The following is a 12,575-nucleotide window of genomic DNA, read 5'->3' as shown; positions in this document are numbered from 1 at the left end:
TTTTTTTTTGGTCTAGTTTATGGGGTGCATTATAGACAGCACTGTGCAATACCTTCAGTGGATGAGAGATAGTAGCTTCAGGGTTGCAGCTATACGAACATTGTGATTCAAGAGGCAATAATTTGCTACCCACAATTTCGATTATAAGCTCATTTAAAATAAATATTGATTTCTTATTTTAATTATTTAAAAATTAAAATAAATTATTTAAGATTAGGGTAAAAATTATGACAATAAATTATCAGCAGTGGCGGGAAGTATTAAGTACGGTTAATAGTGATAATAAATTAGATAAAAGGAACGTAATTGAAAAAGTAAAAGGAGAGCTAAAGGCAAGCAATGAAGAGGTATTTAAACAGTGGGAAGAGAGTAATTTTTATGTAAATTATAAATTTGAAGTTGGAGATAATGAATTCACATTATTACATTTAACTGCTAAGTTAGGCTATACGAGCTTGACAAAGGCTTTAATAGTAACAAAAGGGATAGATGTTAATATAAAAGATAAGAATAAAAAGACACCTTTACATTTAGCTGCTGAAAATGATTATAAAGAGGTAGTAGATGCTCTGTTGGAAAAAGATGAAATCAGGATTAATGAACAAGAAGATAAGGAGGGATGGACACCTTTACATTTAGCTCTTATGAATGGCCATGCAGACGTGGTAGAATCTCTCGTAAGAAACGGTGCGAATGTTAATATAAAAGATGACTATAGAGTGACACCTTCATCTTTGGCTATTCAAAGAGATTATGTATTTACTCCGCCAAAAAAACGTGAAGGCTCCTATGTTAATGTGAAAAATCATGCTAGAACTGCTTCTAGGAATTTAACTAAAGAGGAAAAACAACGCACATCAGCAATTGCGAAAGGTTTTTTTGCCGGTAGTGCAACTGCATTATCAGGTGTTTTAATAGCGAAAGCACTTTCTGCAACTGGAATAGTTACAGTTGAGTCAAAACCCTCTACACCAATAGCAGTGGCTAAAACTGCAGCTATAGCGCTAGTAGTTGGCAGTGCTGTATATGCATTGTCAAAATCTGATACTCAAGTTGATAAACCAGTCTTAACAAATGGACAGCAAGAAGCTGCTAGCGCTGGTAGGTTTGCCTAGCGCGTATTCGACCTACCAGTGTCAAACACTGATCATAGGGAATGACATTAAAGGGACACTGGAATAACGTAGGAGAGAGCGCTGACAACTTTCGTTTAGGCAAGATTATACCTTGAAAAAATTAAGCTTTAGTGCTATTAAATAGTTGTAAATTTTGTCTCTTTGGTAGCTTTATGAATGTTGAAAGTAAGAAAATACATGATACTAAAATAAAATTACCAATATTTCTCGATTATCAATCTACTACTAAAGTAGATCCTCGTGTTTTGGAGGTGATGATACCTTATTTTGGTGAGTTTAGTAATGCACACTCTCGTAGCCATTCATTTGGTTGGAAAGCTGAGGAAGCAGTAGAAAAAGCAAGGAAGCACATTGCTGATTTAGTGAATGCAGACAGCAAAGAAATCGTCTTTACCTCGGGTGCAACTGAATCAAATAACATGGCTATCAAGGGTGTTGCTCATTTTTATAAGAATAAGGGGAATCATATAATAACTGTCTGCACGGAGCATAAGTGCGTTTTAGATTCTTGTCGACATCTAGAAAATGAAGGCTTTAAAGTTACATATTTGTCCGTTAAGCAAAACGGAATTATAGATTTGTTGAAACTTGAGGAGGCAATCACTGATAAAACAATTCTGATTTCAGTGATGATGGCAAATAATGAAATCGGAGTAATGCAACCTGTCAAAGAAATTGGTGCAATATGTAGAAAGCATAATATATTTTTTCATACAGACGCTGCCCAAAGCTTTGGAAAAGTTCCAATAGACGTAAATGAAATGAACATTGATCTTATGAGCCTTTCTAGCCATAAAATTTATGGACCTATGGGAATAGGTGCATTATATGTCCGTAGAAAAAATCCTCGTGTTAGATTGACGCCACTAATTAGTGGTGGTGGACAGGAGAGAGGCATGCGCTCTGGAACAGTTCCCACTCCCCTTGCAGTTGGTTTTGGTGAAGCGGCACGTATTGCTAAAGAAGAAATGGGAGCAGAAGCAAGTAAATTAGAAGAACTGAGAGATATTTTGTACAACAAAATAAAAGAAGCATTTCCTGATGTTGTTTTAAATGGTGACTATGAAAATAGGATTCCTGGTAACCTCAACTTAAGTTTTCCTTATGTTGAGGGTGAGTCTCTTATCATGGCAATCAAGGATTTAGCAGTAAGCTCTGGTTCTGCATGCACATCTGCATCCCTTGAGCCTTCTTATGTCATAAGATCACTAAACAATGGCCACGATCTTGAGCATTCATCAATTAGATTTGGCCTTGGCCGATTTACAACTAAAGATGAAGTTCTATATGCAGCAGATCTTGTTACTAAAAATGTTGGACGGCTAAGAGAAATGAGCCCACTTTTGGAAATGGTACAAGAGGGAATAGATTTAAGCACCGTAAAATGGGATTCTCATTGAAGAATAAGACGTTAACCATTAGCAGAGTGATGGTTGTCTAAGCTCTTTCTATGGGTGAAATCGGAAACTTAGCTTTAAGTCCTTTATAGATGCCACGGAACTAAGTAGCAATCCTATACATATTAAGCTCGCAGCAGTTGTGCTTCCGCCATAGGATAGAAATGGAAGTGGGTCACCTATTATAGGTAAAAGGCCTATTGTCATTCCAATGTTTATAAAGAAATGAGCACCAAAAAAGGCGAAAACCCCGATAGATATTAACTTAGAAAAATAATTTTTTGACCTGTAAGCGATAGAGAATATTATAGCGAGGAATGTGGTATAGAGTAAAATCAAAGTCATGCTGCCTAAGAACCCCCATTCCTCACTAAGTACCGCAAAAGCAAAATCTGTGCGTTTCTCTGGCAAAAATCCAAGTTGAGTTTGACTCCCATTAACAAATCCCTTACCAAACAAACCTCCTGAACCAATAGCTATTTGAGATTGCTGTGCATTATAACCTATTCCAAGTGGATCTACTGATGAATCCAAAAATGATAATATCCTTTGCTTGTGATAAGGGCGCAAAAAAGGCCAAATAGCTGGTATTGCGAAAATGCCAAGAGTTCCAAAAATTATTAAATGAGATCTTTCCATTATTGCTGTGAATATAATTGATGCTCCTATAAACAATATTATTACAGCTGTTCCTAAATTAGGTTGCTTCAATACAAGGAATACAGGTAAGAAAATAATTATAAGTGGCTTAAATAAGCTTTGAAATTTCATCATTTTATACACACTTTGTTTATTAAAATAACAAGCAAGTGCAAGTATTAAGCCCACTTTTACAAATTCTGATGGTTGTAAACTAATTGACCCAATTCTTATCCATCTTGTTGCACCCATTATATGCGAGCCAAAAAAATTTACTGCTAACAGCGCAATTACTGCTACTATGTAAAAAAAATAAGCGTGCTTCAAATAAAAATCTAGCTCTATAAATGACATAGCTATAGCAAGCAAAAAGAAGAAAGAGAATATGACCAATTGGTGAATTGCAAATGGAGCCCACTTTCCTCCAGCAGAAGAATATTGCACAACAATGCCAACGCAAAACAGAGCTATTACGTTAATGACTAATAATAAGTGAATCTTCTTCAGCTTATCCACAGCAAAAACTTTACAGACTTTGAGATACAATAAAACATAAGAAAATCAAAAAGCAAATTTATTAATTACCAACCGAATTGGACTACTATATATCCCAGTTATTACCGTTAAAATTGCCATAAATAATAGACAAAAGAGCATAAGCAATGGTACCTCATTAAGTGTCATTCCAGCGTTTGATGCTGTACTGTTTTCAAAATATATTTTCTCAACCATTCTCCACATATATATTAGTGCAAGAAAAGAGCCAGCAGCAAAAACTGCAAGGGAAATCCATGCATGAGATTCGATAATTGCTTTCATCATATACCACTTACTTACAAAGCCATTTGTCAAAGGTACACCGATTAATGCGAAACTAAGTAGAGTAAATGCAAGTGTTGTATAGGGCATTGACTTTTTTAGTCCTGATAAATTTTCTATTTTTGTCATACCAAACTTATAAGAAATACACCCTGCAGTCATGAATAAAGACGTTTTTATCATGCTATGATTTACTATGTGAAGAACTGCTGAAAACAAACCTGCTTTTGAATTTAAACCCAGCATTAAAATTATATAGCCAATCTGACTGATACTGGAGTGAGCAAACAGTCTTTTTATATCTTTTTCGATCATTGCAGATATTGATCCAAATACAACAGCACAAAGCGCAAGGATGATCATCACGGTGCTTAGTGGTAAGAAAAATTTTTGCTGAAAAACAGTGTAAAAGATTCTGATAAAAACATATATCATCACTTTGGTTACTGTACCTGAAAAAAATATGCTAATGAAGCTAGGTGCTTCACTATATGCGTTAACCAGCCATCTGCTGAGTGGAAACAGTGCCATTTTGATTGAGAGACCAACAAAAATGAATAATGTACCAAGTCTTATGATGTTATTATCGTATAATGGTACTATTCTTTCAGCCATGTCAGACATGTTGAGCGTTCCGGTCATAGAGTATAAAAGGCCGATGCCAAACAAGTAAAATGTTGCTCCTAGAGTACCACTAATGAGGTATTCAAATGCTGCAACTAAAGCTTTCTTATCCCTTCCCATTGAAACTAAAACATAAGAAGAAAGAGATGAAATTTCTAAAAAGACATAAAGGTTGAATATATCGTTTGTTACTAAAATTCCGAGTAATCCACTTAGGCACAGTAGAAATAGAGAGTAAAAACCAGAGATTTTGTTTTTGCTAATCTCTTTTTCATTAATATGAAAGCTATAAAGCACACTAATCAGCGCTATAAAATTCACCAAAGTTAGAATCAAGGAGTTCAATATGTCAATTCTCAACTCTATTCCGTATGGAGGAGCCCAATCTCCAAGATAATAAGTTATAATTTCACCATTGTATGTTTTCACTAGCAACATTAATGAAATAAAGAAAGTAGCTGCCGTTGTAAAAAAAGAGATAAACCAGGACACCCTATGTTTCCTGGTAAGAAAGCAGAACATCGATGCAATTATTGGTATAATAACTTGTAGAATTGGTAATTGCATTAAACTGTTGTTAATACATCGTTAAAGTATTAGTATATATAATACTTTTTGTTTTAACACCTTTATGTTGTCTAAAATTTATAATGCAGTAACGAGCCTATTGCGGAGAGAAGGTGAACTTATAGGAAGGGACGAAAACGGAAATTCTTACTATGAATCAAGTAAAGGAAAAAGATGGGTAATATATGACAATGTTTCTGAGCCTACAACAATTCCTCCAGCATGGCATATATGGCTGCATTATACTGATAATGCAGTACCAGTGAATAATAACAAAAGAAAAATTCCTAATTTAACAGGTACAAAAGATGCATACTACCCAAACCAAAAGGTGAAAAATTACTATGAAAGCTGGAATCCTAATAACTAAAGATGCGAAGGTCAAATATACTTGAAATAACTGCTGGTTCATTTGTATTAATTTTTACTGTTTTTCTTATCTTCTTCGCTATTGATAAATTATCTTACATAAAGAAAAACTATAAGGATTGTTATAAAATACATGGCCTTTTTACTGATGCTAACGGTGTAGGAGTTGGTGATAGTGTCAAGATCTCTGGTGTGGAAGTCGGAAGCATAACTGGTGTATCACTCGACAAAGCTACCTACATAGCACGAATCGACATGTGTATAAGTAGGGATATAAAACTCCCAGTTGATAGCTCAGCCCTAATCACTAGCAGTGGAGTTGTTGGTAGTAAATTTGTTAATATATCACCTGGCGCAGATCCCAAATTAATTTCACACGGTGGTAAGATAGCACACACTCAAGCTGAAGCAAATATGGGCGGAATAATGGATAAAATTATTGGCATGTTTACAAAGTGAGAATAAGAACACATAAGCCAACTTGGCCTATGTACAATTAAGGGATTTTTCTATCAATAGCTTGAAGTTGTTCAGCGTTTGAATTATCAAGATTTCTGCTAGGTTTTACATTCCTAATAATCTCAACAAATGCTTGTACTTTCAGTATAGGAGTGTTTTTTCTTACGTCACTTAGATCTATCAAGTCAATTAGAGATATTTGTGATTTTTTTCTAAAATCCTCTTTATGAACGTCAAAAAAATTTCTGATATCAGTAAACGTCATATCTTTGAAGCTATATTGATAATGTTCTGACAAAGGATCAAGTAGTAGCTTATTATTATGTAGAAATATTTTTCTTCTTATGTCATCGGCTTTGTTGATTAAAATGTCAGCATATTTTGAATACCGTTCTTTTAAAATCTCTTTTAATTCCTTATTTAAATCTCTACCAATAAATTTGTTTCTTATATATTCGCTTTCTTCCCACATTTTAACTAGCACATTAATGTTACTTTCTCTCAGAAAGGTATATAGCACACTATTCTCTTTCTTGAGCTTTGACACTTCTTTGTTAAATTTTGAAAACCACCTTGGTAAATTCTGCAAGAAATTGTTATTTCTTCCTCTCCAGAACCTCACTAACTCATCCATAAATTGAATATTTCGCTGATTGATAAACAACCCAGCAGCTTTTAGTTTTGTAATGTGAACTATCATCAATTTTATATCTGCACTAATACCAAATTAATGAACCAAATAAGAAGCATTGCAGAGTTGTTTAACCGTGGAAGGGGAAAGAGAGGTAATAAATTTACACAAAGCACATTCAAGCAGAACAATTGTATCGTAGATTTTATTGCGTAAAATGTTCTGTTTTATATATAACCAAAACCTCTCAACAGGATTGAGGTCAGGTGAGTATGGTGGTAGGTATATAATTTCGATATTTTTAGGTACCTTTAAATTTTTTCTAACTAGCGCAATCCATCACGAGAAAAGCCTTTCTTATTCCTAAATATTGCGACATCTGTTCAAGGAATATATTTATACAATCAGTGTTGACGTTTGGTGCAAATAAGCTAAAATTCTCTCCATTTCTGGGATTAACTGCACTATAGAGATAAAAATTTTCCCTACCTAATTTTACCTTAACCTGTGTCCTACTGCCTTTTTTAAACCACCCATGTCCAATTTTTGAATGTGTACCAAACCGTGATTCATCGAAGAAAAATAGCTCTTTTTCAGAATGCATGACAATAGTTTCATTGAGGTTTTTTTTAAAACTCCTCTTGCTTGTTTTTATCTTGTCCATTATGTTGGTGTGATATATGAGAATTTCATTTTTTGCATATTACGATGTATTGCGGATTTGCTGATATTCAAACCAAATCTTTCTTGGATTCTTATTCTCATTTCTCTAATAGTAATATTGGGGTTTTCCTCGGCGTTGAGGTGGAGCAAATAATTTTTCTTCTCTTCCAAATTTTATGTGCTTTATCCATGTAGTAATTGCCTTTCTCGAAATGCAACATATTTTTGCTACAGCTGTTATACTGTGCTTTTTTGCTGCAATTACAGCATTTAGTTTTTTTGCAACATACGCATTATTTCTTACTCTCTTCAGCATCTCTTTTGCTGATTTTACCACTTTTTCATCCAATAATTTTGATCTTAATGCCATCTAAACCTCGCTATTTTACTTACTTCAGTATGGCTTTTTTTCCATTATTGTCTATTCGTTGCTTGTATAGCGGGAATTGGTATAAGATGACTACTTCTTAAATCATAACTACTTAAAGGAGTATCTCCTTCTCTATTAACTAAATTAATATTTGCCCCTGCTTTAAGTAAAAGTTTTATTACTTCTTTATCGTCTTCACCGCCGCCCATACCACCAACGCAATGAAGTGGAGTATTTCCCTCATCATCTGCTAAGTTAACAGCAGCTCCCTTTTTAAGCAGCTCCTCTAACAAATAACTATGTCCTCCTTCTGCTGCAATATGTAAAGGAGTCTGCATCTGATGGTTCGCTGCATTGATATTTGCCCTTTTTTAAGCAACAACTCCACTGTATTTTTATGACGGAATTAGCAGTCTCTTCTATATTGACCCACACACCATTATCTTTTATATAACCGCTATGCGCAGTTAAATGTAAAGAGGTATTTCCAAAATTATCTACTGAGTTGACATCTGTTCCTATTTTTATCAAATACTCTGCTAGATCTACATAGCCACGCTGAGCAGCATGATGTAAAGGGCCATCCCATGCTTATCTACTGAATGTACACTCGCTTCAGCGTTTATTAATCTTTCAGCTTCTTCTATATTATTACTAAGAACAGCACTGAAAAGCTGCTCATTATTCCATTCATAATTTACCTCACAACCTATTTTAACATATATGAAAATAATGTTTAAAGAATTTTTTCCTGCAGTAATGAATTATTATGAAGCTTGCATTTTCTATCGCTTACTACTGGGATAGCTTAACAGTTGCAGTACATGTCTATCAATGATAAAATAAAGATCAGTTTATTTTGATACTATGGTTAGGTTACTGTTTGTTGCGCTATTATTTTTTTGTGGTGGTGATGCACTTGCAAAACAGGAACCACGACCAATAGCTGGTGATAACCACATAAAGGTAATGAATTATAATCCACAGGCTATACATAAGTACACGGGCTTTTATGGTTATCAATCCAGCATATTGTTTGAGCCAGGGGAGGTAATAGAGAGTCTTTCAATGGGTGATGCAACCGGTTGGCAACTCCTTCCTCAAGGTAATAGATTATTTATTAAGCCTATAGATGATATTGCCGATACTAATGCAACTATAATTACCAATAAAAGAGTTTATTATTTCGAGTTTCATGCTGAAGAAGCAAACGGGCTAGATGATCCAAGGTTAGCATATGAAGTAAGGTTTCTTTATCCACTGTTCAACAGTGATGAAATTTATTCAACGAGTAACGGTGATATTCTAGAGCAAGCTAGTCACACCACTATCCCTGATATAAGTGATATTGAGGTTATAAAGAAAGGCTTGAATTTTAACTATTCCATCTCGCACGTTAAAGGCAGTCAATCAATAATACCAATTAAGGTTTTTGATGACGGAAAATTTACATATCTACAATTTAATAAAATAAACTCTGATTTCCCGGCAGTTTTTATGGTTGATTCTGCAGGATATGAGTCCTTGATAAATTTTCGTACAGTTGATGACTACCTGATAATTGAAAGAGTAAGCTCGGTATTTACCTTAAGAAACGGATCAAGTACAGTCTGCCTGTTTAATGAAAACATACCTTTCAAAAAAGGTAAGTGATTAAAGGCTATAGTATTCTTATAGGTGCAAAATTCTTTCTATGGTGCTTCGTAATTCCATGAAGGCCAATAGCGCTGAGGTGTTCTTTTGTTCCATATCCTTTATTTTTATACCAATTATATTGAGGATGTTTATTATGCAATTCTTCCATAAGCCGATCTCTTGTAACTTTTGCAACGATTGAAGCGGCTGCGATTGATATACTTAAGCTATCACCATTCACTATAGATTTTACTTGCCATTTTACTTCAGGTGGTTGATTACCATCAACTAACACATAATCTAGTTCTAAATCTAAATTTACCAGCGCACGTTTCATTGAAAGCTTTGTTGCTTGCAAGATATTGTATGAGTCTATCTCCTCTACACTTGCCATTCCTATACCAAATTTTGCAACAGACGTTATTTTTTCGTATAGAACTTGCCTACACTTAGGGGTTAGCTTTTTTGAGTCGTTTATTCCATCAATAACCGTATCTCTATCAGTAAATATTACAGCTGCAGATATCACTGGACCAGCAAGCGGACCTCTTCCAACTTCATCTACTCCTGCTATAATTCCTGATAATGTATTTTCTAATGTGAAATCTGGATATTTCATAGTTCCTATAATAAGAAAGTTAAAGCAAAAATCGAACAAACGATAGAAATTATCCAAAATTTTATAACTATTGTATTTTCTGACCACCCTTTCTTTTCAAAGTGATGATGTATTGGTGTCATAAGGAAAATTCTTCTTCCTACTCCATATCTAAATTTTGTATATTTAAAATATGATACCTGAATAATCACAGATAAAGTCTCTATTACAAAGATTATTCCAATAACGGCAAAAAGCATTTCTTTTTTAATTAGAACACTAGTGAGTCCTAAAGCTGCACCGATTGATAGGCTTCCAATATCACCCATAAATATTTTTGCTGGATGTGTGTTAAACCACAAGAAACTTAAAATAGCTCCTATAAATGCAATGCAGAAGAAAGTAATGTTTACATCTGTCCGAGTGATGTATGCAACTAGTCCCAAAAAAGCAAAGGAAGTAATGGCTTGAGTTGCAGCAAGGCCATCCAAACCATCTGTGAGATTCACAGCATTGGCAGAGCCAACAATAACAAATGCAGCAAACGGAAGATATAGATAGCCAAGGTCGATTGCTACTTCTCTAAATAGAGAAATTTTTGTAAAACCTTCAGCAGATTGTAGCTTAAGTATAAACATACAGACCAGAGTAACGGCAAACTGAATGAGTATTTTGGTTTTTGCACTTAAACCTTGGTGATGATTTGCCTTTAATTTTAAACAGTCATCAATAAATCCAAGCAGAGCAAAAAATAAAGTTATAAATATCAGCAATGAAATTTCTGGTGTTAATTGACTCCAAAACAGAATTGGTAGTAGAGCAGAAGTGAGTATTATTATTCCACCCATAGGTGGTATATTCTTTTTTGTTATTAAATGACTTTCTGGTCCATACGATCTGATTGGTTGTCCATCTTTGCTTATCCTTTTTAGAAGCTTTATAAAATAGGGAAAAAGAATGAGCCCAAAAATAAATGAGATAAAAAACGTCTTTGTAACTAAGATCACCTGCCTATTCAAAATTAACTAGATATTATACCAAAAGCTTTACCTAATCTCAATTTATACCTTTTTATCAGCTCATTTTAATTTAGGGTAAATTAGTTATTGATTAATTATGACAAAGTTTGCATACTGATATTTAGTTAATGGTAAGAGGTGGTGTATGTTAGGTTTAGGTTATGTTAAAAAGCTTTTTGGAACCATTTCAGCATTCTATAGTACTCATAATAAGTCTAAATCAGCATTAGACAAAAACAAGCGTGGATATATAAAATTAGACAGTGATGAAGAATGGGATAAATTCTTTGAGTTACAGAATGATTCTGACACTAATACTACGAACAAAGAGCCTTTTTCTCCGAAGAAAGGAGAATCTCACTATCATGGTAAAGAGATTGTAAGCAAGGTTGCTGACCAAATTAAGGCAGAGATATCGAAGGTATATACCATAGAGTCCATAATGATAAAAGAAGGCAAAAGGGAAGGTAATATTGTTTACCCCACCGTGAGAGTTGTGCTACATTCCAGTAAAGAAGGAGTAGATATAGCTAAACTTCTAGGCGGTAGTGTATGTAAAGAGTATGGTGTAAGAACAATTACATTTTGTCATCCTAATCACGAAAAAAAAGAGAGGGGCATGTTGCTATATTAATAATGATAGTGATAATGAGGAAAGAGTTTATGAAATAATTAGTGGGTTATATGAAATGACTTTAAAGTGGTATGTTGATGGAAGAGAATGCAAAATTAAAGTTAACATTGATGGTAAGAATGGTGTAACTCTACTTGAAGGCAACGGTGTTACTGCAGAGCAGTTGAGTGCAAATAAAGAAGTCAAAATAGTTAAGAGACGTGAGCCAAAATCTTTATATGAAGCGTTAGTACCGCAATTGCAACAAAAGAGCTCTGAATCAGTCAAGGTTTTACAGCAGCCTTCAACAGATGTAACAAATGTGACAACAACACCAACTTCTACTTCTCAGAGATGCTCTTGACTAAATAAATAAGAAAAAGCAAAAATAGTATAACTTGCTTACAAATGTAAGTAACTTGTACTTCTATGATGAATAACACAATATTACCAAGAAATTTCTATGAACGGCCAACTTTAACCGTAGCTGGGGAGCTGCTAGGGAAGATTCTGAAATTTTCTAATTTTAGTGGAATAATAACTGAAGTTGAAGCGTATATAGGAATGGATGACCCAGCTTGTCATGCAGCAAGAGGCTATACTAATCGAACCTCAGTAATGTTTGGTACGCCAGGGTTTTCGTACGTATATTTTATATATGGAATGTACTATTGTCTAAATATTGTAACAGAAGCAGAAGGATTTCCAGCAGCAGTGTTAATACGAGGATTAAAGCTCACTGAACCGCTTGAAGCAAATTTAGGCGGGCCAGGCATACTGTGCAAAAAATTAAACATTACAAAAGAACATAATAAACAAGACCTTACTATAAGTCATGAATTTTGTCTCTATGAATATCACCTCAAACCAGATTATGTGTGCACTCCAAGAATCGGAATTAGTAAAGGCAAGGAGAAATTTTGGCGATTTAAAAGTTGCGTTTTAGCAGAAATGCCTAAAATCACACTCAACAATAAATATAGATCTCCTGCATAAACTAGATATAATGCACCCCATAAACTAGACCAAAAAAAAA

Annotated in this window: 14 protein-coding genes and 2 pseudogenes; 8 read left to right on the top strand and 8 right to left on the bottom strand. The window is 34.3% G+C overall.

Annotated elements, in window-relative coordinates; genetic code table 11:
• Positions 1–227: 227 nt before the first annotated feature.
• Together LB100_RS04950 and LB100_RS04945 are read left to right on the top strand one after the other, a co-directional pair.
• On the top strand, positions 228–1,115 hold the full coding sequence (locus tag LB100_RS04950; RefSeq protein WP_456201606.1) for an ankyrin repeat domain-containing protein: 888 nt from the start codon (positions 228–230) through the stop codon (positions 1,113–1,115).
• A 173-nt stretch (positions 1,116–1,288) separates the two neighbouring features.
• Complete coding sequence (locus LB100_RS04945; RefSeq protein WP_264719803.1) at positions 1,289–2,536, top strand: IscS subfamily cysteine desulfurase; 1,248 nt, start codon at positions 1,289–1,291, stop codon at positions 2,534–2,536.
• A gap of 48 nt (positions 2,537–2,584) precedes the next feature.
• Here the strand turns inward: LB100_RS04945 and rodA are convergent, their stop codons facing one another.
• Together rodA and LB100_RS04935 are read right to left on the bottom strand one after the other, a co-directional pair.
• Positions 2,585–3,688 (bottom strand): rod shape-determining protein RodA, encoded by a 1,104-nt coding sequence (rodA, locus tag LB100_RS04940; RefSeq protein ID WP_264376667.1) that lies wholly within the window; start codon positions 3,686–3,688, stop codon positions 2,585–2,587.
• Between the two features lie 45 nt (positions 3,689–3,733).
• Positions 3,734–5,182, bottom strand: a complete 1,449-nt coding sequence (locus LB100_RS04935) for a proton-conducting transporter transmembrane domain-containing protein (RefSeq protein ID WP_456201605.1) — start codon at positions 5,180–5,182, stop codon at positions 3,734–3,736.
• A gap of 64 nt (positions 5,183–5,246) precedes the next feature.
• Between LB100_RS04935 and LB100_RS04930 the strand changes: the two genes are divergently transcribed.
• Together LB100_RS04930 and mlaD are read left to right on the top strand one after the other, a co-directional pair.
• Positions 5,247–5,552: an NADH-ubiquinone oxidoreductase subunit NDUFA12 family protein gene (locus tag LB100_RS04930; protein ID WP_010404196.1), complete on the top strand. Its 306-nt coding sequence runs from the start codon at positions 5,247–5,249 to the stop codon at positions 5,550–5,552.
• A gap of 2 nt (positions 5,553–5,554) precedes the next feature.
• Entirely contained in the window at positions 5,555–6,010 is a 456-nt protein-coding gene (mlaD, locus tag LB100_RS04925; protein ID WP_010404199.1) for an outer membrane lipid asymmetry maintenance protein MlaD, read from the top strand.
• A 37-nt stretch (positions 6,011–6,047) separates the two neighbouring features.
• Here the strand turns inward: mlaD and LB100_RS04920 are convergent, their stop codons facing one another.
• The 4 genes and pseudogenes from LB100_RS04920 to LB100_RS04905 all read right to left on the bottom strand — a co-directional run.
• Positions 6,048–6,710, bottom strand: a complete 663-nt coding sequence (locus LB100_RS04920; protein ID WP_264336515.1) for a hypothetical protein — start codon at positions 6,708–6,710, stop codon at positions 6,048–6,050.
• A 27-nt stretch (positions 6,711–6,737) separates the two neighbouring features.
• Positions 6,738–7,674: pseudogene (locus tag LB100_RS04915) on the bottom strand (IS630 family transposase).
• A gap of 44 nt (positions 7,675–7,718) precedes the next feature.
• A complete protein-coding gene (locus LB100_RS04910; protein WP_319606857.1) occupies positions 7,719–8,033 on the bottom strand; it encodes an ankyrin repeat domain-containing protein in 315 nt (104 codons plus the stop codon).
• Positions 7,972–8,244: pseudogene (locus LB100_RS04905) on the bottom strand (ankyrin repeat domain-containing protein); the annotation flags it as partial. The pseudogene LB100_RS04905 and the gene LB100_RS04910, both read right to left, overlap by 62 nt.
• Positions 8,245–8,541: 297 nt before the next feature.
• Between LB100_RS04905 and virB9 the strand changes: the two are divergent.
• The gene (gene virB9 / locus LB100_RS04900) at positions 8,542–9,327 is read left to right on the top strand and encodes a P-type conjugative transfer protein VirB9 (protein ID WP_264336517.1); all 786 of its coding nucleotides are present in this window, start codon (positions 8,542–8,544) and stop codon (positions 9,325–9,327) included.
• Positions 9,328–9,334: 7 nt separating this feature from the next.
• Here the strand turns inward: virB9 and LB100_RS04895 are convergent, their stop codons facing one another.
• Together LB100_RS04895 and mraY are read right to left on the bottom strand one after the other, a co-directional pair.
• Positions 9,335–9,928 (bottom strand): ribonuclease HII, encoded by a 594-nt coding sequence (locus tag LB100_RS04895; RefSeq protein ID WP_006014056.1) that lies wholly within the window; start codon positions 9,926–9,928, stop codon positions 9,335–9,337.
• 5 nt (positions 9,929–9,933) lie between these two features.
• The gene (mraY, locus tag LB100_RS04890) at positions 9,934–10,914 is read right to left on the bottom strand and encodes a phospho-N-acetylmuramoyl-pentapeptide-transferase (RefSeq protein ID WP_264719689.1); all 981 of its coding nucleotides are present in this window, start codon (positions 10,912–10,914) and stop codon (positions 9,934–9,936) included.
• Positions 10,915–11,071: 157 nt separating this feature from the next.
• Here mraY and LB100_RS04885 point away from each other — a divergent pair, with 157 nt between their 5' ends.
• From LB100_RS04885 to LB100_RS04875, 3 genes are all read left to right on the top strand, one after another.
• On the top strand, positions 11,072–11,560 hold the full coding sequence (locus LB100_RS04885; protein ID WP_456201604.1) for a hypothetical protein: 489 nt from the start codon (positions 11,072–11,074) through the stop codon (positions 11,558–11,560).
• Positions 11,561–11,615: 55 nt separating this feature from the next.
• A complete protein-coding gene (locus LB100_RS04880; RefSeq protein ID WP_456201603.1) occupies positions 11,616–11,903 on the top strand; it encodes a hypothetical protein in 288 nt (95 codons plus the stop codon).
• A gap of 68 nt (positions 11,904–11,971) precedes the next feature.
• The gene (locus tag LB100_RS04875; RefSeq protein WP_456201608.1) at positions 11,972–12,535 is read left to right on the top strand and encodes a DNA-3-methyladenine glycosylase; all 564 of its coding nucleotides are present in this window, start codon (positions 11,972–11,974) and stop codon (positions 12,533–12,535) included.
• Positions 12,536–12,575 lie beyond the last annotated feature (40 nt).

The sequence above is a fragment of the Wolbachia endosymbiont of Protocalliphora sialia genome (genome assembly GCF_053891855.1).
This window is presented reverse-complemented; position numbering and strand designations above follow the sequence as displayed.